The 23,589-nt window shown below is 64.6% G+C and carries 25 protein-coding genes; 13 read left to right on the forward strand and 12 right to left on the reverse strand.

The features are described 5' to 3' along the window. Positions 1-5 precede the first annotated feature (5 nt). A complete protein-coding gene (fliE, locus tag MB84_RS24130) occupies positions 6-341 on the reverse strand; it encodes a flagellar hook-basal body complex protein FliE (protein WP_046290171.1) in 336 nt (111 codons plus the stop codon). 360 nt (positions 342-701) lie between these two features. Between fliE and fliF the strand changes: the two genes are divergently transcribed. The 13 genes from fliF to fliR all read left to right on the forward strand — a co-directional run bounded on the left by fliF (position 702) and on the right by fliR (position 12,436). Further along, on the forward strand, positions 702-2,399 hold the full coding sequence (gene fliF, locus MB84_RS24135; RefSeq protein WP_046290172.1) for a flagellar basal-body MS-ring/collar protein FliF: 1,698 nt from the start codon (positions 702-704) through the stop codon (positions 2,397-2,399). Beyond that, a complete protein-coding gene (gene fliG, locus MB84_RS24140) occupies positions 2,386-3,384 on the forward strand; it encodes a flagellar motor switch protein FliG (RefSeq protein WP_084010092.1) in 999 nt (332 codons plus the stop codon). Before fliF ends, fliG begins: the two co-directional genes overlap by 14 nt. A gap of 19 nt (positions 3,385-3,403) precedes the next feature. Then, positions 3,404-4,063 carry a flagellar assembly protein FliH gene (fliH, locus tag MB84_RS24145; RefSeq protein WP_046290173.1) on the forward strand — a complete coding sequence of 220 codons (660 nt, stop codon included), beginning with the start codon at positions 3,404-3,406 and terminating at the stop codon, positions 4,061-4,063. A gap of 149 nt (positions 4,064-4,212) precedes the next feature. Further along, positions 4,213-5,778, forward strand: coding sequence for a flagellar protein export ATPase FliI (fliI, locus tag MB84_RS24150; protein WP_425415921.1), 1,566 nt, complete (start codon positions 4,213-4,215; stop codon positions 5,776-5,778). Positions 5,779-5,790: 12 nt separating this feature from the next. Beyond that, complete coding sequence (fliJ, locus tag MB84_RS24155) at positions 5,791-6,243, forward strand: flagellar export protein FliJ (RefSeq protein WP_039401735.1); 453 nt, start codon at positions 5,791-5,793, stop codon at positions 6,241-6,243. Between the two features lie 19 nt (positions 6,244-6,262). Then, positions 6,263-7,732 (forward strand): flagellar hook-length control protein FliK, encoded by a 1,470-nt coding sequence (locus MB84_RS24160; protein WP_052652762.1) that lies wholly within the window; start codon positions 6,263-6,265, stop codon positions 7,730-7,732. A 305-nt stretch (positions 7,733-8,037) separates the two neighbouring features. Further along, the gene (fliL, locus tag MB84_RS24165; RefSeq protein WP_245725447.1) at positions 8,038-8,472 is read left to right on the forward strand and encodes a flagellar basal body-associated protein FliL; all 435 of its coding nucleotides are present in this window, start codon (positions 8,038-8,040) and stop codon (positions 8,470-8,472) included. Positions 8,473-8,479: 7 nt separating this feature from the next. After that, positions 8,480-9,478, forward strand: a complete 999-nt coding sequence (gene fliM / locus MB84_RS24170; protein ID WP_039394002.1) for a flagellar motor switch protein FliM — start codon at positions 8,480-8,482, stop codon at positions 9,476-9,478. Beyond that, positions 9,478-9,918, forward strand: coding sequence for a flagellar motor switch protein FliN (gene fliN / locus MB84_RS24175; RefSeq protein WP_046290175.1), 441 nt, complete (start codon positions 9,478-9,480; stop codon positions 9,916-9,918). Before fliM ends, fliN begins: the two co-directional genes overlap by 1 nt. 5 nt (positions 9,919-9,923) lie before the next feature. Continuing rightward, entirely contained in the window at positions 9,924-10,502 is a 579-nt protein-coding gene (gene fliO, locus MB84_RS24180) for a flagellar biosynthetic protein FliO (RefSeq protein WP_245725448.1), read from the forward strand. Continuing rightward, entirely contained in the window at positions 10,502-11,332 is an 831-nt protein-coding gene (gene fliP, locus MB84_RS24185) for a flagellar type III secretion system pore protein FliP (RefSeq protein WP_084009960.1), read from the forward strand. The genes fliO and fliP overlap by 1 nt, the downstream gene beginning before the upstream one ends. A gap of 16 nt (positions 11,333-11,348) precedes the next feature. Beyond that, positions 11,349-11,618 (forward strand): flagellar biosynthesis protein FliQ, encoded by a 270-nt coding sequence (fliQ, locus tag MB84_RS24190; RefSeq protein WP_046290176.1) that lies wholly within the window; start codon positions 11,349-11,351, stop codon positions 11,616-11,618. 26 nt (positions 11,619-11,644) lie between these two features. Then, a complete protein-coding gene (gene fliR / locus MB84_RS24195) occupies positions 11,645-12,436 on the forward strand; it encodes a flagellar biosynthetic protein FliR (protein WP_046290177.1) in 792 nt (263 codons plus the stop codon). Positions 12,437-12,543: 107 nt separating this feature from the next. On the opposite strand, the gene flgL is transcribed toward fliR, so the two are convergent. The 11 genes from flgL to flgB all read right to left on the reverse strand — a co-directional run bounded on the left by flgL (position 12,544) and on the right by flgB (position 23,404). Continuing rightward, positions 12,544-13,779, reverse strand: a complete 1,236-nt coding sequence (gene flgL, locus MB84_RS24200) for a flagellar hook-associated protein FlgL (RefSeq protein WP_046290178.1) — start codon at positions 13,777-13,779, stop codon at positions 12,544-12,546. Between the two features lie 18 nt (positions 13,780-13,797). After that, on the reverse strand, positions 13,798-15,786 hold the full coding sequence (flgK, locus tag MB84_RS24205; protein ID WP_046290179.1) for a flagellar hook-associated protein FlgK: 1,989 nt from the start codon (positions 15,784-15,786) through the stop codon (positions 13,798-13,800). 131 nt (positions 15,787-15,917) lie between these two features. After that, positions 15,918-16,805 (reverse strand): flagellar assembly peptidoglycan hydrolase FlgJ, encoded by an 888-nt coding sequence (flgJ, locus tag MB84_RS24210; RefSeq protein WP_046290180.1) that lies wholly within the window; start codon positions 16,803-16,805, stop codon positions 15,918-15,920. A gap of 1 nt (position 16,806) precedes the next feature. Then, positions 16,807-18,048: a flagellar basal body P-ring protein FlgI gene (locus MB84_RS24215; protein ID WP_157122836.1), complete on the reverse strand. Its 1,242-nt coding sequence runs from the start codon at positions 18,046-18,048 to the stop codon at positions 16,807-16,809. After that, a complete protein-coding gene (locus MB84_RS24220) occupies positions 18,048-18,770 on the reverse strand; it encodes a flagellar basal body L-ring protein FlgH (protein ID WP_046290181.1) in 723 nt (240 codons plus the stop codon). Before MB84_RS24220 ends, MB84_RS24215 begins: the two co-directional genes overlap by 1 nt. Before the next feature lie 51 nt (positions 18,771-18,821). Then, positions 18,822-19,604: a flagellar basal-body rod protein FlgG gene (flgG, locus tag MB84_RS24225; protein WP_039394029.1), complete on the reverse strand. Its 783-nt coding sequence runs from the start codon at positions 19,602-19,604 to the stop codon at positions 18,822-18,824. A gap of 58 nt (positions 19,605-19,662) precedes the next feature. After that, positions 19,663-20,406 carry a flagellar basal body rod protein FlgF gene (locus MB84_RS24230; RefSeq protein ID WP_046290182.1) on the reverse strand — a complete coding sequence of 248 codons (744 nt, stop codon included), beginning with the start codon at positions 20,404-20,406 and terminating at the stop codon, positions 19,663-19,665. Positions 20,407-20,449: 43 nt separating this feature from the next. Next, complete coding sequence (flgE, locus tag MB84_RS24235; protein WP_046290183.1) at positions 20,450-21,706, reverse strand: flagellar hook protein FlgE; 1,257 nt, start codon at positions 21,704-21,706, stop codon at positions 20,450-20,452. Between the two features lie 91 nt (positions 21,707-21,797). Beyond that, positions 21,798-22,529: a flagellar hook assembly protein FlgD gene (gene flgD / locus MB84_RS24240; protein ID WP_046290184.1), complete on the reverse strand. Its 732-nt coding sequence runs from the start codon at positions 22,527-22,529 to the stop codon at positions 21,798-21,800. Between the two features lie 24 nt (positions 22,530-22,553). Further along, positions 22,554-22,958 carry a flagellar basal body rod protein FlgC gene (flgC, locus tag MB84_RS24245; RefSeq protein WP_039394038.1) on the reverse strand — a complete coding sequence of 135 codons (405 nt, stop codon included), beginning with the start codon at positions 22,956-22,958 and terminating at the stop codon, positions 22,554-22,556. A gap of 5 nt (positions 22,959-22,963) precedes the next feature. Beyond that, positions 22,964-23,404, reverse strand: a complete 441-nt coding sequence (flgB, locus tag MB84_RS24250; RefSeq protein ID WP_046290185.1) for a flagellar basal body rod protein FlgB — start codon at positions 23,402-23,404, stop codon at positions 22,964-22,966. Positions 23,405-23,589 lie beyond the last annotated feature (185 nt).

The following is a 23,589-nucleotide window of genomic DNA, read 5'->3' on the forward strand; positions in this document are numbered from 1 at the left end:
AGCCATCAAACCTGCATATTCATCACGGTTGTGTAGGCCGAAACGAGCTTGTTGCGCACTTGCAGACTCATCTGGAAGCCGATGTTGGCCTTTTGCAGGTCGACCATCACGTCGTTCAGCGCTACGCCCGGCTCGCCCATTTCGAAGGCCTTGGCCTGCGCTTCGGCGCCGTTCTGCGATGCGGATATACGCTTGAGCGATGCTTCAAGCTCGGACGCAAAACCGCCCGTCTTCGACGCGGCACCCGTGCCGGCACTGGACGTGCCCATGATCGAGCCCGCCGCCTGCGACGCAACGCCGCCCAGCTTCTGCAGTACCGATTCGATCCCCGGAATGTCCATTGTGCTTGTCCTTGCTTATGTCGATGCGTCGATACAACAACCCCGGCACCCCGCGAAACACCCGCGGCCCACACCGGATTGCCTTTTATCAGTCACGTCGGAGCTTACCACCCCTTGGCAAGCCCTCAATAGCCTAATTAACGGGGAAAGACCCGCCTAATCCTCAGAACGATTCCACATTCGCCAACGAATAATCAGGACCATCGGCATCGTGCGCACCTGTACCAAGTTTCTTTCCAATCCTTAGCCGCTTGAGGATGTGCGCCCGATGCCACGCGTACCCGGAGAATTCTGTCGCATGTTAGTGAGCACTTCCACCGCGATGACCGTCATCACAACGCCTCTGGCGTGGAGCCGCGCATGAACGCCGCCACCCAGGTGGCTGACGTCGCCGCTAAGCCGCCTCTGCTCGCGCAGCTGCGCTCGCGTGAGCGCCTGCCGTTGCTCATCGGCGGCGCGGCCATCGTCGCGTTGCTGATCGCCGTCTTCCTGTGGAGCCGCGCCCCCGATTACAAGGTGCTGTACAGCAACCTGAGCGATCGCGACGGCGGCGCCATCATCACGTCGCTTCAGCAGATGAACGTGCCGTACAAGTTCGCCGAGGGCGGCGGGGCCATTCTGGTGCCGTCCGAACAGGTGCACGACGTCCGTCTGCGTCTAGCCTCGCAGGGTCTGCCCAAGGGCGGTCTGGTCGGCTTCGAACTGATGGACAACCAAAAGTTCGGTATCAGCCAGTTCGCCGAACAGGTCAATTACCAGCGCGCCCTCGAAGGCGAACTGGCGCGCTCGGTCGAATCCCTCTCCGCCGTATCGGCTGCCCGCGTGCACCTCGCAATCCCGAAACCGTCGGTGTTCGTGCGCGAACAGCAAAAGCCGAGCGCCTCGGTGCTGGTCACGCTCCATCCGGGCCGCGTGCTCGACGATGCACAAGTGAGCGCCATCGTGCACATGGTGGCGTCGAGCGTGCCGGAACTGCCCGTCAAGAACGTGACGGTGCTCGACCAGAACGGCAATCTGCTCTCCGCCCAAAGCGGTAATGCGCTGGGTCTGGACGCCAGCCAGCTCAAGTACGTCCGCGAACTCGAACAGTCCTACGCACGCCGCATCGAGGCGATCCTGAACCCGATCGTCGGGCCGGGCAACGTGCATGCGCAGGTGACGGCAGACGTCGACTTCAATCAGGTCGAGCAGACGTCCGAAAACTACAAGCCGAATGCGGGCGAACAAGCCGTTCGCAGCCAGCAAAGCAGCGAAGCCACTCAGATCGGTGCGAACGCCGCCGGTGGAGTGCCGGGCGCGCTGTCTAACCAGCCGCCGGGCCAGGCCACCGCGCCGATCACGCAGCAGCAGCAACAACAGCAGTTCGCCCAGCAAGGCGCCAACCCGGCCAGCGCCGCCAGCGCCCCGCAAGGCCCGCGCAGCGACCGCAAGGACGCCACGGTCAACTACGAAGTCGACCGCACGATTCGTCACGTGCAGCAGGCGACCGGCGGGCTCAAGCGTCTGTCGGCCGCGATTGTCGTGAACTACCGTCCGGGCACGGATGCCAAGGGCAAGCCCGCGATGGTGGCGCTCACGCAAGCCCAGCTCGACCAGATCCAGAATCTGTCGAAGGAAGCCATCGGCTTCTCCGGCCAGCGCGGCGACACGATCAACATCGTCAACAGCGCATTCACGGTCGAAGAAGATCCGGAAGCGAACCTGCCGTGGTGGCGTCAGCGTCAGAACATCGAACTGGCCAAGCAAGTGGGCAAGTGGGCGCTGATCGGTCTGATCGGCCTCTATCTGTGGTTCGGCGTGATTCGTCCGGCGATCCGTAAGCACCTGACCCCACCGCCGCCGGCCGAGCCGACGATGGCAGGCGCAGCCGGTGCGGGCGGCGCACCAGGCGCCGAGGGCGGTGAAGGCGAAGGCGCAGACGGCGAGGCCGGCAAGCGTGGCGAACTCAGCGCTTACGAACGTAATTTGCAGTACGCGCGTCAGGTGGCGCGACAGGATCCGAAGATCGTGGCAACGGTAGTCAAAGCATGGGTGGGTGGTGGCGATGAGCGCGGCTGAGGGACTCCAACGCAGCGCCATCCTCCTGATGTCGCTGGGCGAAGATGAAGCGGCGGAGGTCTTCAAGTACCTCGCGCCACGTGAAGTGCAGAAGCTCGGCGCAGCGATGGCTCAGCTTCGACAGGTCACGCGCGATCAGATCGCCGACGTGCTGCAGGACTTCGTGCTCGAAGCGGAACAGCACTCGGCGCTGTCGCTCGACTCGTCAGAATACATTCGCTCGGTGCTCAACAAGGCGCTGGGTAACGACAAGGCCGCCGGCCTGATCGAATGTATTCTGCAGGGCGGCGACACCAGCGGTATCGAAGGGCTGAAGTGGATGGACTCGACGGCCGTGGCCGAACTGATCCGCCACGAGCACCCGCAGATCATTGCGACGATTCTGGTGCACCTCGACCGCGATCAGGCGTCGGAAGTCCTCGCGCTCTTCACGGAACGTCTGCGTAACGACGTGGTGCTGCGTATCGCCACGCTCGACGGCATTCAGCCCGCCGCACTGCGCGAGCTGAACGACGTGCTGACCAAACTGCTCTCGGGCAGCGAGAACATCAAGCGCAGCCCGATGGGCGGCGTGCGTACCGCTGCGGAAATCCTCAACTATCTGGGCGGCGTGCACGAAGAATCGGTCATCGAAGCCGTGCGCAACTACGACTCGGACCTCGCGGCGAAGATCGTCGAAGAGATGTTCGTGTTCGAGAACCTGCTCGACGTGGAAGACCGCAGCATTCAGGTGCTGCTCAAGGAAATCGAGTCCGAGTCGCTCATCATCGCGCTCAAGGGCGCGCCGGCCGAGCTGCGCGAGAAGTTCTTCAAGAACATGTCGGCCCGTGCGGCCGAACTGTTGCGCGAAGACCTGGAATCGCGCGGACCGGTCCGTGTCTCGGAAGTCGAAGCCGAACAGAAGAAGGTGCTGCAAGTCGTGCGGCGCCTGGCCGATCAGGGCGCCATCATGATCGGCGGCCGCGGCGACGACGCGTACGTGTAACGAAACGGGGCCCGCGCGCATGTCGACCATCATCCCGAAGGAACGCCTCTCCGCCTGGCAACGCTGGGAGATGGCGTCGTTCGACCCGCCGCCGCCCCCGGCCCCGCCGCCGCCCAAACCGCCCAACCCGCTGGACGATCCGGCGCTCGTCGAACAAATCGCCGCGTGGCGCGAAGAAGCGCGCGCCGCCGGACACGCCGAAGGGTATGCCGCCGGTCACGCGCAAGGTTATGCCGCCGGTCAGGCAGACGGAAAGCACGAAGTCGACACGCGCGCCGCACAACTCGCGGATATCGCGCATGGCTTCGGCAACGCCGTGAACGCCATCGACCGTGAAGTCGCTGAACCGTTGCTTGGCCTGGCGCTCGACATCGCGCGTCAGGCATTGCACCAGACGCTGGCCGTACGGCCAGAAACGCTGCTGCCGATCGTGCGCGATCTGCTGGCCAACGATCCGCTCACAGGCTCGCCGCGTCTGCTGCTCAACCCGGAAGACGTCGAACTCGTCGAGTCGCACGTCGGTGCAGAACTGCGCGCCGCCGGCTGGACCGTGCGCCCCGATCCCGCCATCGAACGCGGCGGCTGCAAGGCCGAAGCCGCGAGCGGTGAAGTCGACGCCACCATCGCGACCCGCTGGCAACGCGTCATGGCCGCACTGGGCAAGGATCTGCCGTGGTGAACGCCGAACTCACCCCACTCTCCGCGCATGCGCCGGTGCTGCCCAGCACCGGGAACCTGCATGACGAAGCCACGCCGCCCACGCCCGCCCCGGCGAACGACGGCACCACGCCTTCCGTGCGGTTGTGGGATGAGATCGACACGCACACGGTGCAAGCCGGTGCGTTGCAGCCCGACGATCACGATCACGACGAAGAGGCCGACGCCGAATCTGCCTTGCAAGCCAGCGACGACGCTTCCACCGACGGACCTCACACGACCGACGCCAACACGTCGGCCGTCGCAACGCCGCAACCGCACAATGCACTGAACGCTCGCGAACTCGCGCGCGATGCGCACCTGCGGCGGTGGCAGAACACTCTGCGCGAGCGCATCGCGCACGTACACGCCGTCGAGCCGACACGCCGCTGCGGCCGTCTCACGCGCGCCGCCGGTCTGGTGCTCGAAGCCGTCGGCCTGCGGTTGCCGGTCGGCGCGGGCTGTCTGATCGAGTTGCCGGTGCACGACGCTTCGCGCGAACCGGCCACGGCCGAAGCCGAAGTCGTCGGGTTCGGTGGCGACCGTCTGTTCCTCATGCCGCAGACGGAAGTTGCGGGCCTGCTGCCCGGTGCGCGCGTGTTCCCGATGGAACCCGCCGCCGACGGCCCGCTCCCGTCGCAACGTCACAACGGCAAGCGACTGCCCGTGGGCGAAGCCCTGCTCGGCCGTGTGGTCGACGCCGCCGGTCGCCCCCTGGACGACTTCGGCCCGCTCGGCATGACCGACAGCGCCTCGCTCGCGTCGGTGCCGATCAACCCGCTGGGCCGCGCGCCCATCGAGTCGGTGCTGGATGTCGGCGTGCGCGCCATCAATTCGCTGCTCACCGTGGGACGCGGTCAGCGCATGGGTCTCTTCGCAGGGTCGGGCGTCGGCAAGAGCGTGCTGCTCGGCATGATGGCCCGCTTCACGCAAGCCGAAGTGATCGTCGTCGGTCTGATCGGCGAACGCGGACGCGAAGTGAAAGACTTCATCGAGAACATTCTCGGGCCGGACGGTCTGGCGCGCTCGGTCGTCGTGGCCGCACCCGCCGACGTCTCGCCGCTGCTGCGCCTGCAAGGCGCGGCCTACGCTACGACGCTGGCCGAGTACTTCCGCGATCAGGGCAAAGACGTGCTGCTGATCATGGATTCGCTCACCCGTTACGCAATGGCGCAGCGCGAGATCGCACTGGCCATCGGCGAGCCGCCTGCGACAAAGGGCTACCCGCCCTCGGTGTTCGCCAAGCTGCCTGCGCTGGTCGAACGTGCCGGTAACGGTCCGGACGGCGGTGGTTCCATCACGGCGTTCTACACCGTACTGACCGAAGGCGACGATCAGCAGGACCCCATCGCCGATTCGGCTCGCGCCATTCTCGACGGGCACATCGTGCTCTCGCGTCAGCTCGCGGAATCGGGTCACTACCCCGCCATCGACATCGAACAGTCGATCAGCCGGGCGATGGCCGCCCTCATCGACGACGCGCAGTTCGATACGGTGCGCCGCTTCAAGCAGATGCTTTCGCGCTACCAGCGCAACCGCGACCTCATCAACGTGGGCGCGTACGCGCCGGGCACCGACCCGATGCTCGATCAGGCAATCGAGCTGTATCCCCGTCTCGAAGGCTTCCTGCAACAGGGGATGCGCGAGCGGGCCAGTTATCCGGACGCCGTGCAGCAGTTGCGCGGACTGTTCCACTAATCGGAGGCGGCCATGAATTCCACCCTGCCCCTCAAGTTGCTCATCGAACTCGCCCAGAAGGACGTGGACGAAGCTGCGCGCCTGCTTGGCGAGCGTCAGACGCAACGTGCCGAAGTCGAGCGTCAGCTCGAAGCGCTGCGTCAGTATCGTCACGAGTACCGCACGCGCATGCAGACGGCAACGATTCAGGGCATGGCGGGATGCGACTGGCGCAACTTCCAGCAATTCATCGATACGCTCGACACCGCCATCGGACAGCAGGCCATGCTGCTCCAGCAAGCGGAAGAGCGTCTCACCGTCGCGCGCCGGGAATGGCAGGCACAGCAACGCCGCCTGAATTCCTTCGGCACGCTCGCCTCGCGCGAAGAAGCCCGCACCGCTGTGCGCGTGGCCCGTCGCGAGCAGAAGGAAAACGACGAGTACGCCGCGCGCAGCCTGCGCCGTCGTGCCGAATCCCCGATTTGAAGGAATAGAGGAGCCCACTATGTCGATTCTGAGCTTCCTGACCGATGCCGCCGGCGCTGCCCGCCAAGCCGTGAACCGCGCCGGTTCGTCGAACAGCGACGACGCTGGCGTGCTGCCGTTCGCCACGGTGCTCTCGCAGCAAACGCGTCAGAGCGTCCAGCCCTCGGCTAGCAGCGCGAGCAACAACGCCGGGCAGACCCAGCAGACGAATGCGTCGTCCAGCAATTCGTCGAACAGCTCCAAGTCGACGGACAACACGTCCTCGGGACAAACGGGTCAGACGGCACAGTCGGGACGATCGGAACAATCGGGACAGACCGGGCAAACGAACGCTTCGAACAAGCCCTCGAAATCATCGAACGCGTCGAATGCCGACGACGGCAAGGACGAAGAAGACGACACACAAACGGCCGCCGCGGCCCCGGGCGATCCGGCTGCCGCACTGGCTGTCGCGCTCGCCGCGATGAACAACGCGCCGCTGCAAACCGCCGCACCTGTCCCGGCATCGCCGACGGGCGACGCAGTCGCCACGGCCACCGACGGCAAGCCGGGCACGGGCGCCGCCATCACGGCCGCCGTCGCCGGCGCGATGCAAGCCGCAGGTGCCGCGCAACTGACGGGCCAACCGCCCGCAGGCACCGATGCCGACGCCAAACCTGTGACGACCGCCGCCAATACCGCAGCGCCGGTCAAGGGCACCGTCACGCCAGCCGCATCGACGACAAGCCCGACGGGCGGCATCTCGCTCGACACGCTGGCGAAGAACGCCACTGCCGCGCATACCGCAACGACCGCCCAGGCCGCTGCGACGGACGCGAGGGCCGCCACGCCGGTCGCCGGTACCGATGCACAGGCACAACAACGCGTGGCCGACGCACTGGCACAGGCGCAGGGCACCCGCGACGTCGCCTCGCAGGCGGCCACCGCCGCGACGCAAGCCGCCGTGCAGGCCGCCCAAAGCGCCACCCCGGCCGTCGAGGCCCAGCCGCAATTGCAGGCGCAGGCCAACTTGCCCGCCGCGCTCGCGTTGAACGCACGCGTCGGCACGCAGGACTGGAACAACCAGCTCTCGCAGCAGGTGGTGTGGCTCTCCAGCGCCCATGCGCAGACGGCCCAACTGAGTCTGAACCCGCCCGACCTCGGCCCGCTGCACGTGGTCCTGAACGTGGCGAACGACTCGGCGCAGGCCATGTTCGTCTCGCAACACGCCGCCGTGCGCGACGCCGTTCAGGCCGCGCTCCCGCAGTTGCGCGACAGCCTTGCCAACAATGGCATCGCGCTCGGCAATGCGACCGTGAGCAGCGACAGCTCGCAGCAGCAGGCCTTCGCGCAACAAGGGGCGAACGGCAATGGTGGCGGTAACGGTAGCGGCAATGGCAACGGACGCGGTACGCCAGGCTTCGGCCAGACGGCGGACGACGCCCCCATCGCCACGACCGTGAACGTCCCCGTGCGCGCGAGCAACGGCTTTGTGGACACCTTCGCGTAAGTTTTCCTGAGACTGCCGCCGGTGGCATAACCGGGGCTGAAGTCGGCGCAAATCGCCATGCTATGGGGGCTGCCAGCCGTCGCCACGAGCGCGACGAAGTGAAGCGGCGCCGCAGCGTGGCGGCAAAGTACCCTAAAGCAAGCGGGTTTTTCTGCCGTTAAGACAAAGACGCGAGTTAGACGCGATTGTCCCTTCTTTTCGGCCGATCACCCCCAGGCGGGTTGGCCGACAATCACTACCCAATAGCAGGCGAATACATGGCAAATCCCGCACCGACGCAAGCCGCGGCTCCCTCCGGAGGGGGCATGCGCAAATGGATTCTGTTGATCGTGGCGGTCGCGCTCATGGCAGCGGCCGGCGCAGCAACCGCCGTGTATTTGCTGACCGGACGTAGCGAAGTGGCCAAAGCACCGCCGCCCCCGCCGCCGCCCGTGTTTGTCGGCATGGATCCGTTCACGGTGAACCTCTCGGGCGAAGACGGCGAGCGTTACCTGCACATCGGCCTTTCGCTCAAAGTGGCAGATGCCGAAACGCAGGCCCGCATCACGCAACATATGCCCGAAGTACGTAGCCGAGTGTTGTTGTTGCTGTCGTCGAAGCAGCCGCAGGATCTCGCATCGATCGACGGCAAACGCCGTCTGGCAAGCGAAATCCGTGCGTTGGTCGCACAGCCGTTCGCAGCCAATATGCCGCAGCAAGCCGTGGGCGACGTCCTGTTCACCGCGTTTGTAATTCAGTGAGTGATTCATGGCGCATGAGGAGTTCCTGTCGCAGGAAGAAGTCGATGCCCTTCTGAAGGGTGTCACCGGCGAACAGGATGAACGGTCGGAGTCGGAAGATCATTCCGGCATTCGGCCATACAACATCGCGACGCAAGAGCGCATCGTGCGCGGGCGCATGCCCACGCTCGAAATCATCAACGACCGCTTCTCGCGACTGTTCCGCATTGCGCTGTTCAACTTCATGCGCCGCAGCGCCGAAATATCGGTCAGCCCGGTGCGCGTGCAGAAGTACAGCGAGTTCATTCGCAACCTGCCTGTCCCGACCAACCTCAACCTGGTCCACATCAAGCCGCTGCGCGGCACGGCGTTGTTCGTGTTCGATCCGAACCTCGTGTTCCTCGTGGTGGACAACCTGTTCGGCGGCGACGGTCGGTTCCATACGCGTGTCGAAGGTCGCGATTTCACGCAGACCGAGCAACGCATCATCGCGCGCCTGCTCGATCTCGTCTTCGAGAACTACGGGGCGTCGTGGAAGCCGGTGTACCCGGTCGAGTTCGAATACGTGCGCGCCGAAATGCACACGCAGTTCGCCAACGTCGCCACGCCGAACGAAGTCGTCGTCACGACCACGTTCGACATCGAGTTCGGCTCGGTGGGCGGCGAATTCCACATCTGCATGCCGTACTCGATGATCGAGCCGATGCGCGACCAGCTCTCGAGCCCGCTGCAAGGCGAGACGCTCGAAGTCGACAAGCGCTGGGTGCGTCTGCTCTCGCAGCAGGTGCAGGCCGCCGATGTGGAAATCGTGACGAACCTCGCCCAATTCGACATGACGCTCTCGCAGCTGCTCAATATGCGCGTGGGCGACGTGATTCCGCTCGACGTACCCGAGGTGCTCGAAGCCAAGGTCGACGGCGTGCCCGTGATGCACTGCAATTACGGCGTCTTCAATGGTCAATACGCGCTGCGCGTGAACCAGATGATCAACCATTCGCACAGCGATTACAGTAAGGACAACGAGTGATGAGCGATACCCCTCAAACGCCCGGTGAAGACGCCCAGGCCATGGCGGACGAGTGGGCCAGTGCCATGGCCGAGCAGACCGCTTCGGAGCCAGCGCCTGCCGCTGCACCCCAGCCTGCGCCGGCCCCCGTGTTCCAGCCGCTCGCCGCGACCGCAGGTAATCCGGCCGGCGCCGCGCACAACGACATCGATCTGATCCTCGACATCCCGGTCCAGATGACCGTGGAGCTGGGCCGCACCAAAATCGCCATCAAGAACCTGCTGCACCTCGCACAGGGCTCCGTGGTGGAACTCGACGGCATGGCCGGCGAGCCGATGGACGTGCTGGTCAACGGTTGCCTCATCGCTCAGGGCGAAGTGGTGGTCGTGAACGACAAGTTCGGCATTCGCCTGACTGATATCATCACGCCATCCGAACGCATCCGTAAGCTCAACCGATGATTGCAATGAAAGTCCGCGGCACGCCCGTGCGGCGCGCTGCGGCAAGCGCCGCCGGGCCGACGTCCATGCATCGTGTGATGCGCGCCCGTCAGAAGTCGGCGCGTCCGCTCTCCCTTCAGACCGGTCTGGCCGCTCTCGCCGGTCTTGCCCTCCTTCCCGTCTCGATGGCCCACGCGCAAGGCACCGCTTCGCAAGCGGCGGCCGTGCCGAGCCTCGGCGGTGCTGGCATCGTGCAAACAGGCTTCGGCCTCGTGCTCGTGCTGGCGTTGCTCTTCGGGCTGGCGTGGCTCGCGAAGCGCTTCGGGCTGCAACGCCCGCTCGGTGGCGGCAACGTGCGCATCGTGGGCAGTGCTGCGGTCGGACAACGCGAACGTGTGGTCGTCGTGGAAGTGGCTGGCGACTGGGTCGTGCTCGGCGTTGCGCCGGGTCAGGTCCGCAGCCTTCATGTGATCGACGCCGATCGCGTTGCCGATCATGTCGCCGATTCACCGGCCCCCGCCGCCGCCCATCCGGGCACGCAAGCCAACCGCGCCGCGCAAGCCTTTGCGCAAAAGCTGCGCGAAACGATGAAAAAGGACACCTGATGTCACGCGGCGTGTTGCTGGCCGGACAAGCACCGGGCCCGGCGCGTATTTTCCGTCCGACGGCCAGTCCGAAGCCGGGTCTCGCACTCGCGCTGCTTGCATGTCTGCTTTGCCTGACAGGCCTGACGATACCCGTCAGCGCTTTCGCGCAGGCCACCCTGCCCGCCTTCACCACGACGCCCGCACCGGGCGGCGGACAGACCTACTCGCTGTCCGTGCAGACGATGCTGCTGCTCACGTCGCTGGGCTTTCTGCCCGCGATGTTGCTGATGATGACCGCCTTCACGCGCATCATCATCGTGCTCTCGCTGCTGCGTCACGCCATCGGCGTGACGACCTCGCCGCCGAACCAGATCCTGATCGGTCTCGCGCTGTTCCTGACCTTCTTCGTCATGTCGCCCGTGTTCGATCAGGTCTACACGAACGCCTACCAGCCGTTCGCGGCGAACAAGATCAGCTTCGAGCAGGCCATCGACACCGGCGCGAAGCCGTTCCACTCGTTCATGCTCAAGCAGACGCGTGAAGCGGACCTCGCCCTGTTCGCCAAGCTCGCCAAGACACCCCCGATGAACGGCCCGGAAGATGTGCCGATGCGCATTCTCGTGCCCGCCTTCGCCACCAGCGAACTGAAGACGGCTTTCCAGATCGGCTTCACGATCTTCATTCCGTTCCTGATCATCGACCTCGTGGTGGCCAGCGTGCTGATGGCCATGGGGATGATGATGGTCTCGCCGTCCACCGTTTCGCTGCCGTTCAAGCTGATGCTGTTCGTGGTGGTCGACGGCTGGCAACTGCTGCTGGGCTCGCTGGCCCAGAGCTTCACGACGTAGCGGGGAGGCCTGCGAAATGACTCCGGAAACCGTGATGGCGCTGGCCCATCAGGCCATGCAGATCTGCCTGCTGCTCGCCGCACCGCTGCTGATCGTCGCCCTCGTCTCCGGTCTGCTCGTGAGCCTGTTTCAGGCGGCCACGCAGATCAACGAAATGACGCTGTCGTTCATCCCCAAGCTGCTCGCCGTGTTCATCACGCTCGTGGTCGCCGGTCCGTGGATGCTCAACCTGATGGTCGACTACATGCGCCAGTTGCTCACCGGCATTCCCGGCCTCGTCGGGTAAGCCGGGGCATCGGGCATCGGCCAGCCTTGATCAGCTTCACTTACGACCAGCTCTCGGGCGTCATTGCGACGTTCCTGTTCCCGTTCGTCCGCCTGCTCTCGCTGTCCATGACTGCGCCGATCTTCGGCGACTCGCGCGTGCCCGGCACTGTGAAGATCGGCCTGGCGGGTATCGTTGCGCTCACGCTCGCTCCGGTCATCGGTCCGGCACCGTCGGCCTCACCGTTCTCGTGGGAAGGTCTGTGGATTCTCGCGCAGCAGATGATGATTGGTGCTGCGCTCGGCTGGTGCATGCAGCTCGTGTTTTCCGCCGTCAGCATGGCGGGCGACTTCGTCGGCCTGCAAATGGGCCTGTCCTTTGCCACGCTGCTCAATCCCAATGCCGACGGCAGCACCGCCGTGCTCGGCATGCTGCTCAACGTCGTGATCATGCTGGTCTTTCTCGCGACGAACGGGCATCTGGTGATGTACGCCACGCTGGTGCAAAGCTTCATGGTGCTGCCGGTCTCCGGCACGCCGATCTCGGTGATGGGCTGGCATTACCTCGCCATGCTCGGCGGGCAGTTGTTCACGCTGGCACTGATGTTGTCGCTGCCGCTCGTCGCCGCGCTGCTGATCTGTAACCTTGCGCTGGGCATTCTGAACCGCGCCGCGCCGCAACTGAACATCTTCGCCGTGGGCTTTCCGCTCACGCTCGGCGTCGGTCTCGTGGTGCTCGAACTGATGATGCCGCGCCTCGCACCGGTGATGGACCACTTCGTGTCCATCGGCATCGACATGATGATGCGCGCTACGGCCGCGTTCGTGCCGAAGGCGTAAGGTCCGAACGCCCGAACGCCCGGCGCCTGCGACGCCGGCCAATCTCCGCCACCCAAAACAAAACAGGCCACCCGAAGGTGGCCTGCATCTTCTTCTCCCGGCCGCGCTCAGAGCAGGCTGAACAGCGACAGCTTTTGCGTCTGGATGAAGGTCTGCTGCGAGGCTTGCAGCGCGGCCTGTTGCTGCGCGAACTGGCTCGTCGCCGAGATGATGTCCACGTCCAGCAGATCCTGCATTTGCGACGTGTAAGCGAGATCGTTGGCGCTGCCGATGTCGTTGAGCGTCGTGATCTCGTTCAGGCGCGAGCCGACCGTCGTACGAACGGTCGTCACGTTATCGTAGGTGTTGCTGAACATCTGGTTGAACGTGGTCAGCGCGTTGCTCAGATTGGCCGAACCGGCCTGACCTTGCGCCGAGATCGGCGTCTTGAGCGTGTTGATCAGCGCTTGCAGGTTGTCGAACACGTTCGTGCTGGACTTGGTTGCCGGATTGACGTTATAGGTGTCGCCCGTGGCCGGATCGCCCGTGAACGTCACCGACTTGCCTGCGAACGTGATCGGCTGGCCCGACGTGTATGCGCCCGTCACATCCGCTGCGGTCGTGTCCGTCAGATCCTTGACCGTGTAGTTCGTCGTCGGCGGCGTGGTCGTGTTGTCGATGGCGAAACTGATCGAGAACTGGTGATTGGCCGCCGCGTTGCTGGCGTCGGTCGTCGAGACCGGCGTGAACGTGGCCGTGCCGGTGTTCGACAGACTGCCGCTGATCACCGTGCTGGCGGTGGCTGGCTGAATCGCCTGGAAAATGTTCGAGCCGATGTCGTTGATCGGAATCTGACGTCCGCTGCTCACTTGCACGTAACGAAGCCCCGTGTCGCCCGCGTAAGTGGCACCCGTCGGCGTGGCGACGTAGGCGGCCGAGCTACCCATGAAGCCGGAGAACAGGTACTGGCCGTTCGCATCGGTCGTATTGGCCAGCGAGAGCAACTGCTGGTAGCTCGATTGCAGATCGGTCGCGATGGCCGAGCGGTCGTTGTCGTTGAGCGACGGGCTGCCCGCAGCGATCACTTGCGACATGACGTGTTGCAGCGTGTTGACGATGCTGCCGAAGGTCTGGTCTTCGAGTTGAAGCGCCGTCGTCGCCGAACCGCGATTCGTCGCGTACTGCTTGTTCATGTCCTGGGCTTGCGACACGGCCACGGCCTGTGCCGACGCGAGCGGATCGTCGCTCGGCGTGGTCACGCGCTTGCCCGACGAGAGCTGTGCTTGCGTGTTGAGCAGATCCGAGACGTTACGGCTCATGGCCGACGACCCCTGATCGAAAATCATGCTGGTGCTGATACGCATTTTTCCGTCTCCTCAGCCTTAGTTGACCATCTGCAGAATCGTGTCGAACAGCTGCGACGCGGTCTGGATGACCTTTGAGTTGGCCTGATAGAGCTGCTGGAACTTGATCAGGTTGGCGGCCTCTTCGTCGAGGCTGACGCCGGAATTGGACTGCTGGGCGCTCTTCGCCTGCGTGAGCAGCGTTTGCTGCGCGGCGCTCGTCGCCTTGTAGGTGTTCGTGGTCGAGCCGACGTACGAGACCAGATTGGCGTAGGCGGACGCATAGCTATCCTTGCCGCCGACCTTGGTCTTGTCGTTCTGCAATGCGGAGAGTGCAAGGCCGTTACGGTTGTCCGTCGTCGCGCCCGCAGCGTTCGGGGAGATCGTCAGCTTGTCGCCGTCAGCCGGGGTGCCGCTCACGTTCACGGTCATGCCGTTCATCGTGATCTTCGCGCCGTTGGTGGCGTCGTACGGCACGGTGTCGCCAGCCGCGTACGTGGTCGTCGTGCCGTTGACCGTCACGGTCATCGGCGCCGGGGCGACCAGCGTGATCGCGCCGGTCGTGGCGTTCTTGCTGAACGTGAACGAGACCGGCGTGGTCAGGACGTTCGACAGGTAGTTGACGTCGACGGACCCCTGGTCAGTTTTGAGCGAACCGGTATTGGTCGTTGGCGTGGAGGCGAGGATCGGCGCGGCCAGGGCGATCTTGCCCGGGTCGGTGATCGCCACACCGATGTTGCCTGCGGCGTTGCGCGTCGGCTCGATCGTGAAGCTGTCGCCCGCAACGTTGTTGCCGACAGTGACGTTGAAGCCGTCGTCGAACGCTTTGCCGCTGCTGTCCGTGAACGCCAGCGGTGCGCCAGCGGTGGCGGGCACCGGGGCCGTCCACTTCGCGCCGTCCGACGAACGGGTCATCGTGTAGTTCGTGCCGTCGAACGTGACGTTGTAGTCGCTGGCCGTGATCTTCGAAGCGTCGGTAATCGTCGAATTGAGCACCGCGCTGTTCGAATTCTTCGTGTTGGCGACGATGGTCGGGTTCGGCACCGTGAACAGGTTGCCGCCGAGTTGGCCGTAAAGGTCCAGACCGAGCTGGTTCTGCGCGTTCATCGTGCCCGCGAGCGACACGGCGATCTGACCGAGCGAATTCTGGGCTTGCGTCAGCGCGCCGCTGCGGAACGACAGCAGACCGGCGAGCGAGCCACCGGTGATCGACGATTCCGGCACCGGCACCTTGGTGCCGTTGGGCGTCACGTAGGCAATCGTCAGTTCCGACGGGTCATTGGTCGACGCCACGGTCGTCAGCTGATACGCCGAGTTGCCCGTCACGAGCGACTGGCCATTACCGACGTAGACGTTGTAGGTGCCGTCCTGCGCCTTGACCACGTTGGTCTGGATGATGGCGTTCAGGCTGGCGACCGCCTGATCGCGCTGGTCGAGCAGGTCGTTCGGCGTCGCGCCGCCGCCATTGGCCTGCGCCTGCACGATGGCGTCGTTCAGTTGCGCGATCTGCTTGGCGTAAACGTTGATCTGGTCGGTCGACTGGGCAATGCTGGCGTTGGTGCTCGAGCGCAGCGTGGACAGCGTGCCGGAGAGCGACTGGAACATGCTCGCGAGCGTTTGTGCCGACGACACGACGGTCGCACGCGTGGCCGAGTTCGCCGGGGCGGACACGATGTTCTGCAGGTTCGTGAAGAACTGCGACATGGTGGCCGACAGGCCGGTCGTCGAGCTGCCCAGCGCGTTGTTGATCTGCGAGATCTGCTGATAGTACGTGTTGAGCTGGCTGTACTGAGTCTGCGCCTGGTTCGTCTGGTTCGACAGGAACTGGCTGTAGACGCGCGAGACGTCGTTCACCAGCACGCCCGACCCCAGATAGCCGACACCGGCGTACTGGCTCGCGGCCTGCGAATAATCGACGATCTGACGGTTGTAACCGGCCGTGCCCGCATTGGCGACGTTGTTGCCGGTGGTGCTGAGGGCGAACTGGGCGGCGTTCAGCCCGCTCATGCCAATATTGATTAGGCTCATGATCTCGCGGCTTGAGTTAGAGGCACGCCCCGCGGTGAAAAGCCCGCTCGCGCACCGTTACCGATGTGTTTACGGCAGTCCGGCGACAAAATTGAGGCCGAACGCATCTGATCCGGGTGAATCCGCTCCGATCAGGTGAAGTGCTTCATGACCTTCATGAGCTTGCTGGCGTACTGCGGGTCGGTTGCGTAACCGGCGCGTTGCAGATTGTTGGCAAAGCTCGCGGCGTCGTTGGCGCTTGCCACCACCGACGAATAGCGCGGATTGTTCGAAATCAGCTTGGCGTAATCGGCGAACGCCTCGTCGTACGACCCGTAGGCACGGAATTTGGCCATCACCTTGCGCGGCTGGCCGTTCACGTACTCGGTCGTCGCCACTTCCACGGTCGGGCCATTCCAGTTCTTGCCCGCCTTGATGCCGAAAACGTTGTGGCTCGTGCTGCCGTCCGCCCGGCGGATCTCGCGCTTGCCCCAGCCCGACTCCAGCGCCGCCTGACTCAGCATGAAGCGCGCCGGAATGCCGCTGTTGGCGCTGGCGTTCTGGGCGGCCGTGGCCATCCGGTCGACGAATTCGCCGGCAACCGCCGGTGCGTTGTCGGCCACGCCGATGGCGTCTGCCGAGTTATACGCACGCCCGGCCAGCGGTTGCTGACGGCCCATGGCCGCCGGCGGCAGCGTGGTGCCGGTCTTGGCCAGTTGCTTGAGCATGAGGTCCGCCAGCCCGATGCCTTTGTTCGATGCCAGTTGCTGGGCGAGCTGGTCGTCCAGCATGCCGTTGAACATCTTTTCCTGATCGCTGCCGAGCAAACCGCCGGACATGGTGGCGTCGCGCATGCTCTTGACCATCATCTGCGTGAAGACGGCTTCGAACTGCTTGGCCGCCTGCTGCGTGGCCTGCGGCGTTTGCTGATGGGCGGCGGCGCGCAGCGCGGTGAGGCCCTGCATGTCGTAGGACGCTCGCTGCGTCAGGTCGGGCAGATGGGCGCCTGCAGCCCCCGTGAGACGATTGCCGTCGGCCATATCAGATGATCTCCAGGTCGGCGCGCAGGGCGCCCGAGGCCTTCATGGCCTGCAGAATCGACATCAGGTCTGCCGGACTCGCACCGAGCGAGTTCAGCGCCTTGACGACGTCGGCGAGGTTGGCGCCCGCTTTCACCATCTTGAGCGCGTTGTTCTCCTGTTGAACGGAGATTTGCGAATTCGGGGCCACGACCGTCTGACCGCCCGAGAACGGTGCCGGCTGGCTCACATTGTTTTGCGTGTCGATGACGACCGACAGGTTGCCGTGAGCGACCGCGCATTGCTGGATCGTCACGTTCTGGTTCATCACCACCGACCCCGTGCGAGCGTTGATGATGACGCGTGCGGCCGTGTTGTCCGGGCGCACTTCGAGGCTTTCGAGCTGCGCGAGGAATTGCACGCGCGAGGACGGGTCGGTCGGCGTGCGCAGCAGGATCACGCGGCCGTCGAGCGCCTGTGCGGTGCCGTAGCCGAAGCGTCGGTTCACGGCGTCGACCACGCGCTGCGCGGTCGAGAAGTCGGTGGCGTTGAGCTCCATCTGCACGGTGCCCGGCTGACCGCCCATGGCGGTCGGCACGGCGCGCTCGACGATGGCGCCGCTCGGAATCCGGCCTGAGGCCAGTTGGTTGATCGTCACGCTCGACCCGTTGGCGGCCGCGCCCGCGCCGCCGACCAGCAGGTTGCCCTGCGCCAGCGCGTAGACCTGACCGTCCGGCCCCTTGAGCGGGGTCATCAGCAGCGTGCCGCCGCGCAGACTCTTGGCGTTACCCATCGACGAGACCACCACGTCGATGGCCTGTCCGGGACGCGTGAACGCTGGCAGCGTGGCCGTCACCATCACGGCGGCCACGTTCTTCAACTGCATGTTGGTGCCCGGCGCGACCGTGATGCCCAGCTGCGAGAGCATGTTGGTCATGCTCTGCACGGTGAACGGCGTCTGGGTCGTCTGGTCGCCCGAGTTGTCGAGACCGGCGACGAGGCCGTAGCCGATCAGCTGGTTGTCGCGCACGCCCTGAATCGACGCCAGTTCCTTGAGCCGCTCGGCGTGGGCCTCGCCCGGCGCAAGCAGCACAGCGCCGCCCGCGACGCTCACCGCCACTGCCACGGCCAGCGTGGAGGCGGTGCGGCGGAGTTGGCGGAGTTGGCGGACGGGGCCGAGGGAGCCGGTTGAGCCGGTTGAGCCGGTTGAGCCGGTTGAGCCGGTGTTAGGCGCGCGGCGCGACAGGAACGACATGATCGACATCAGAAGGGCGAGACGTTAAGGAAGAAGCGCTGCAGCCAGCCCATGGTTTCGGCTTCGTTGATGTAGCCTTTGCCACGGTATTCGATGCGCGCATCGGCCACCTGCGTCGAAGGCACGGTGTTCGCGCCCGAAATGGTCTGCGGGCTGACGATGCCCGAGAACTTGATGTACTCCGTGCCCTGGTTGATCGCGATCTGCTTCTCCCCGGCGACCGCGAGGTTACCGTTGGAGAGCACGTCCATCACGGTCACGGTGATCTGCCCCGAGAACACGTTGTTGGCGTTGGCCGCGCCCTTGGCATCGAACTTGTTCGCACCGCTCGCGTCGAGGGCCTGATTATTCAGCACGCCGCCGATCACACCGGGCGTCTGCGTCAGTGTCAGATTGCCGCTGCCGGAGCGCGTGGTGTTCGCGCCGGAGTTCTTGCTCGCCGCCGTGTTTTCGTTGATGACGATCGTGAGAATGTCGCCAACGTTGCGCGGACGGCGATCTTCGAACAGCGGACGGTTCGAGTACAGCGGACGGTAGATCGAACCTTCCGGATCGGCAGACACGGGCGGGGGCGGCGGACGCGTGGTCGTCGGTCCGTTGACGACCGGCTCCTGCGGCACGTAGGCGCAGCCCGCCAGACCGGTCAACGCCACGGCAGCCGCGAGCGCGAGGAACCGAGCGAGGCCCGCGCTGCGTGGCTTGCGTTGAGATGCGGTCGTGCTTGCGGACATATCGACGTTCATTTCCTAAGTGCTGAGTACGTTCGGCGGCGGTGCCGCCGATTACATCTGCGTCAGACGTTGCAGCATCTGATCCGACGCCGTCACCGCCTTCGAGTTGATTTCATAGGCGCGCTGGGCCGAAATCATGTTCACGAGTTCTTCCACCACGTTCACGTTCGACGTTTCGACGTAGTTCTGGTTGAGCACGCCCGCGCCGTTGGTGCCCGGCTGCGCGACGTTCGGTGCGCCCGAAGCGGCCGTCTCCGCGTACAGGTTCTCGCCCATGCTTTGCAGGCCGGCGTTGTTGATGAACGTGGCGAGCTGGAACGTACCGATCTGCACGTTGGCCGTGTTGCCCGGCTGCGTGACCGAGACCGTGCCGTCGCGCGCGATGGTCAGCGACAGCGCGTTGGCCGGGATCGTGATCGCCGGTTGGATCGGGTAGCCCGAGGCCGTCACGAGCTGGCCGTTGTTATCGACCTGGAACGAGCCGTCGCGCGTGTAGGCGGTCGTGCCGTCCGGCATGAGCACCTGGAAGAAGCCGTCGCCGTTGATGGCCACGTCCTTCGCGTTTGCCGTCGACGTCAGGTTGCCCTGCGTGAAGATGCGCTCGGTCGCGGCCGGACGCACGCCCGTGCCCAGTTGCAGGCCCGAGGGCAGCAGGGTTTGCTGCGACGACTGAGCACCCGGCTGGCGGATCGTCTGATACAGCAGATCCTCGAACACCGCGCGGCCTTTCTTGAAGCCGTTCGTGCTGGTGTTGGCCAGGTTGTTCGAAATCACGTCCATGTTCGTCTGCTGGGCGTTCATGCCGGTGGCAGCGATGTAGAGCGAACGGATCATTTGATGTTTCTCCCCGTGTACGGTGGCGGCTGGCTGTCGTCTGGCGACTCGCCGTCCGTTAGCTGAAGTTCAGCAACTGGTTGGCGGATTGTTCGTTGGTGTCGGCCGTCTGCAGCATCTTCATCTGCATTTCGAAGGCCCGCGACTGCGAAATCATGTTCACCAGACCGCTGACCGGATTGACGTTGCTGGTCTCGATCGAGCCCGCGACCACCACGACATTCGGATCGACCTGCGCCGGTGCGTTATTGCCCATGCGGAACAGGCCGTCGTCCCCCCGCACGAGGTTGCCCTCGGGCGGGTTGACCAGCTTTAGCTGGCCCATCACGGCGATGGAATTGGGCGGATCGCCCTGCCCCAGCGCCGAGATCGTGCCGTCGGTGCCCACGGTCACGGCAGCCCCCGGCGGCACGGCAGCCGGACCGGCGTCGGTCATGACCGGCAGGCCATGCAACGTGATCTGGCCGTCGGCCGTCATTTCGAGGTTGCCGCCACGGGTATAGGCTTCGCGGCCCTGCGCGTCGCGCACCGCCAGCCAGCCCTGTCCCTGAATGGCTACGTCGAGCGCACGGCCCGTTTGCTGCATGGCGCCGGGCGTGAAGTCGGTGCCCGGCGTGGACGTCGTCACGAACGTGCGCGTGCCGGTCGATCCGTCGGCCCCGCGCACCGGCGCCTGACGGAACGCCGAGAGCTGGGCGCGAAAGCCCGGCGTCGAGACGTTCGCCAGATTGTTGGCGGTGGTCGACTGTTGCTCCATCGCCTGCTTTGCGCCGGTCATGGCGATATAGATCAGACGATCCATCGACGCCCCTCCTGCAAGTTACGCATACGCGCCGCTCCGTGTCTTACAGGTTGACCATCGTCTGCATCAACTGGTCTTCCGTCTTGATCGTCTGCGCGTTCGCCTGATAGTTGCGTTGCGCGGTGATCATGTGGACCAGTTCGGCCGTCAGGTCGACGTTCGACGCTTCGACAGCGCCGGCCTGCAGCTTGCCGAGGTTCGTGCCGCCCGGCACGCCCACGATGGGGATGCCCGACGCGGCCGATTCCGACCAGAGGTTGTTGCCCAGCGGGATCAGGCCGTTCACGTTGTTGAAGTTCGCGAGTGCGACCTGGCCGAGCACCATCGACTGCGTGTTCGAGTAAGTGCCGACGATGGTGCCGTCGGCGTTGAACGTGAAGCCGGTCAGGCGACCCGACGAGTAACCGTCCTGCGTCAGCGTGTTCGGCGTGTAGCTGTTACCGAACTGTGTGGTGCCGGTCAGGTTCAGCGTGAGGTTGCCAGCGGCAGCGCCGTTGCCGTAGGCAATCGTCGGCAGCGTGATCGGGCCGGTCACGGCCGCGCCGGTCGAATCCGTTTGCGAGACGAGGCTGCCCGACGAGTTGAACGTCAGCGTGCCGATCGGGCCGGTGCCGACTTGCGTCGTGCCGTCGACCGAGGCGTACACGGTCCACGTGGCGTTGTTGGTCGTGGTGTCGACGCTCGTCTTCTTGAAGTACAGGTTGACGTCGTGCGAATTGCCCAGCGAGTCGTAGACCTTGAGCGAGGTGGCGTTGGTGTACGAGTTCGGGTCGGTGATCGAGAACGGCGTGGTGTTCACGGCGCTGCGCGAGTCGAGGTTGAACTGACCCGTGATCTTCTTGGTAGCCGTCGGGGCCAGATCGCCCGTCGGGATCTGCAGATCGACCGGCGAGACGCTGTTGATGATGCCGTTCGGGCCCGCCAGATAGCCGGTCAGGTGATCGCCGTTCGAGTTGACGATGTAACCGTTCTTGTCGAGCGAGAACTGGCCGTTACGCGAGTAGGCGATGGTGCCGTTGTTCGACACGCGGAAGAAGCCGTTGCCGGAGATCGCCAGATCGAGCTGACGGTTCGTGACCGTGATGTCGCCCTGCGTGAACTGCTGCGCGATGGCGGCCACACGCGTACCGATACCGACGGTGTTGTTGCCTGCGCCGAACAGCGAGTTGGCGTAGATGTCGGCGAACTGCGCCTGACCCTGCTTGAAGCCGACGGTGGCCGCGTTGGCAACGTTGTTGCCGATGACGTCCAGGTCCTTGGAGGCGGCGTTCAGGCCGCTCAGTCCGGTCGAAAAGGCCATGGTGTTACTCCTGAAATTCGGTTGTCGACGACGGGTATCGCGACAAATACGGTTCGAAAAGAGTTAAGCGCTTACGAATCAGAGCTACGGATCAGAGAATTTCGCGAACGTCGGAGAGCTTGATGTTCGAGCCCGTGCCCACGTTGAGCAGCGGAGAGCCGGTCGTGCTGGCGACCACGCTTTGCACTTGCGCGTACGAGAGCAGCGTCGGCGTCACGGCCTTGCCGTTGGCCGTAGCGGTCACGCTCAGGGTGTACTTGCCGTCGGCCACGTCGGTGCCCGCATCGTCCTTGGCGTCCCACGTCAGGGCTTGCACGCCGGCATCGAGCGCGCCCGCGTTGACGGTACGGATCGTCTTGCCGGTGCTGTCCTTGATCTCGATCTTGACGGTGTCGGCGTCGCTCGGCAGTTCGAAGCCGAACGGGGTGGCCGTCTTCTTGACCGTGCCGTCGTCGGCCTTGGTGCTGCCCACGCCGATGCTGGTGCCCGGGATCAGCACACCCTTGCCGACCAGCGCGGCGGCTTGCAGGCTCTGGGTCGAATTCAGTTGCGACGTCACCGACGAGAGCGTGGTGTTCAGCTGCGTGATACCCGAGACCGTGCTGATCTGCGCGAGCTGCGACGTGACCTGCGAGTTGTCCATCGGGTTGAGCGGATCCTGGTTGTTCATCTGTGCGACGAGCAACTTCAGGAAGCTGTTTTGCAGATCGTCCGCGCTACCGGCCGACGACTTCGAACTCGAACTGTTGCTGGCAGTGCCGTTGATCGAGTCGAGGAAGTTCTGCGAAAAGTTCGCGGCGTTCGACGTATTGATGCTGGCCATTTCTTCTGGTCTCCGCGCGGCCCCTTACTGGCCGACCGTGAGGGTTTTGAGCATGAGTGTCTTGGCGGTGTTGAGCGCTTCGACGTTGGCTTGGTACGAGCGGGAAGCGGAGATCATGTTGACCATCTCTTCCACCGGATTCACGTTGGGCATGGTGACGTAGCCCTGTGCGTTCGCGGCCGGGTTCTTCGGGTCGTACACGGTCTTGAGCGGCGACGGGTCTTCCACCACGCCGGCGACCTTCACGCCGCCGACATCGGTGCCCGTGACCGGATTGACCTGAAACACGACCTGCTTGGCGCGATACGGCTGGCCATCCGGGCCGGTCACCGATTCGGCGTTGGCCAGGTTGCTGGCCGTCACGTTCATGCGCTGCGACTGCGCAGTCATGGCCGAGCCGGCAACGTCGAAGATGCTCATGAGTGGCATGGCGCTTACCCTTGACTGGTGATGGCGGCCAGCATCGTCTTGATCTGGCTGCTCAGGACTGTGAGGCCCGTCTGATAATGCACGGCGTTGTCGGCGAAGTTCACACGCTCGGCATCGAGTTCGACGGTGTTGCCGTCGACGCTTTGCTGATATGGCACGCGGTAGAGCAGCTCCGGGCCGCCCATCGGCGGTGCCGTCGTCACACCGCGCCCGGCGATGTGGCGCGAGGACGTGCGCGAGAGCGACACGCTCGACTCGGTGGCGAGTTGCTGCTGCGCACCGCGCTCCACAGCCTGATTCAACGCGTTATTGAAATCGACGTCGCGCGACTTGTATCCCGGCGTGTCCGCATTGGCGATATTCGACGAGATCACCTCCTGGCGGTAGGCGCGCATCGACAGCGCCTGCTGGGAGAATCGCAATGCCGCGTCCAGTTTGTCCATGATCTCGTCTCGCCCGATGCTTGCCTTGATGCTGGGTACTTGGTGATGCTCAAGAAACTTGCCCGTGCTGCGTCCGGGGCCTGCTCAGTCGTTTGCTGCGCCGACTTGCGGCCATCGCGCGGTGCGCAGACGGGGTGTCCTGCCCGGCCCGGAAAAAATAGGGACCTTTTGGCATGCTTCGCATCGTA

Origin of the sequence: Pandoraea oxalativorans, assembly GCF_000972785.3 — a bacterium.
In the GTDB taxonomy this organism is placed as follows: Bacteria; Pseudomonadota; Gammaproteobacteria; order Burkholderiales; family Burkholderiaceae; genus Pandoraea; species Pandoraea oxalativorans.

Coding starts and splice junctions, on each gene's coding strand:
- fliE (WP_046290171.1), bottom strand. CDS start 341: ATGGACATTCCGGGGATCGAATCGGTACTGCAGAAGCTGGGCGGCGTT.
- fliF (WP_046290172.1), top strand. CDS start 702: ATGAACGCCGCCACCCAGGTGGCTGACGTCGCCGCTAAGCCGCCTCTG.
- fliG (WP_084010092.1), top strand. CDS start 2,386: ATGAGCGCGGCTGAGGGACTCCAACGCAGCGCCATCCTCCTGATGTCG.
- fliH (WP_046290173.1), top strand. CDS start 3,404: ATGTCGACCATCATCCCGAAGGAACGCCTCTCCGCCTGGCAACGCTGG.
- fliJ (WP_039401735.1), top strand. CDS start 5,791: ATGAATTCCACCCTGCCCCTCAAGTTGCTCATCGAACTCGCCCAGAAG.
- MB84_RS24160 (WP_052652762.1), top strand. CDS start 6,263: ATGTCGATTCTGAGCTTCCTGACCGATGCCGCCGGCGCTGCCCGCCAA.
- fliL (WP_245725447.1), top strand. CDS start 8,038: ATGCGCAAATGGATTCTGTTGATCGTGGCGGTCGCGCTCATGGCAGCG.
- fliM (WP_039394002.1), top strand. CDS start 8,480: ATGGCGCATGAGGAGTTCCTGTCGCAGGAAGAAGTCGATGCCCTTCTG.
- fliN (WP_046290175.1), top strand. CDS start 9,478: ATGAGCGATACCCCTCAAACGCCCGGTGAAGACGCCCAGGCCATGGCG.
- fliO (WP_245725448.1), top strand. CDS start 9,924: ATGAAAGTCCGCGGCACGCCCGTGCGGCGCGCTGCGGCAAGCGCCGCC.
- fliP (WP_084009960.1), top strand. CDS start 10,502: ATGTCACGCGGCGTGTTGCTGGCCGGACAAGCACCGGGCCCGGCGCGT.
- fliQ (WP_046290176.1), top strand. CDS start 11,349: ATGACTCCGGAAACCGTGATGGCGCTGGCCCATCAGGCCATGCAGATC.
- flgL (WP_046290178.1), bottom strand. CDS start 13,779: ATGCGTATCAGCACCAGCATGATTTTCGATCAGGGGTCGTCGGCCATG.
- flgK (WP_046290179.1), bottom strand. CDS start 15,786: ATGAGCCTAATCAATATTGGCATGAGCGGGCTGAACGCCGCCCAGTTC.
- flgJ (WP_046290180.1), bottom strand. CDS start 16,805: ATGGCCGACGGCAATCGTCTCACGGGGGCTGCAGGCGCCCATCTGCCC.
- MB84_RS24215 (WP_157122836.1), bottom strand. CDS start 18,048: ATGTCGATCATGTCGTTCCTGTCGCGCCGCGCGCCTAACACCGGCTCA.
- MB84_RS24220 (WP_046290181.1), bottom strand. CDS start 18,770: ATGTCCGCAAGCACGACCGCATCTCAACGCAAGCCACGCAGCGCGGGC.
- flgG (WP_039394029.1), bottom strand. CDS start 19,604: ATGATCCGTTCGCTCTACATCGCTGCCACCGGCATGAACGCCCAGCAG.
- MB84_RS24230 (WP_046290182.1), bottom strand. CDS start 20,406: ATGGATCGTCTGATCTATATCGCCATGACCGGCGCAAAGCAGGCGATG.
- flgE (WP_046290183.1), bottom strand. CDS start 21,706: ATGGCCTTTTCGACCGGACTGAGCGGCCTGAACGCCGCCTCCAAGGAC.
- flgD (WP_046290184.1), bottom strand. CDS start 22,529: ATGGCCAGCATCAATACGTCGAACGCCGCGAACTTTTCGCAGAACTTC.
- flgC (WP_039394038.1), bottom strand. CDS start 22,958: ATGCCACTCATGAGCATCTTCGACGTTGCCGGCTCGGCCATGACTGCG.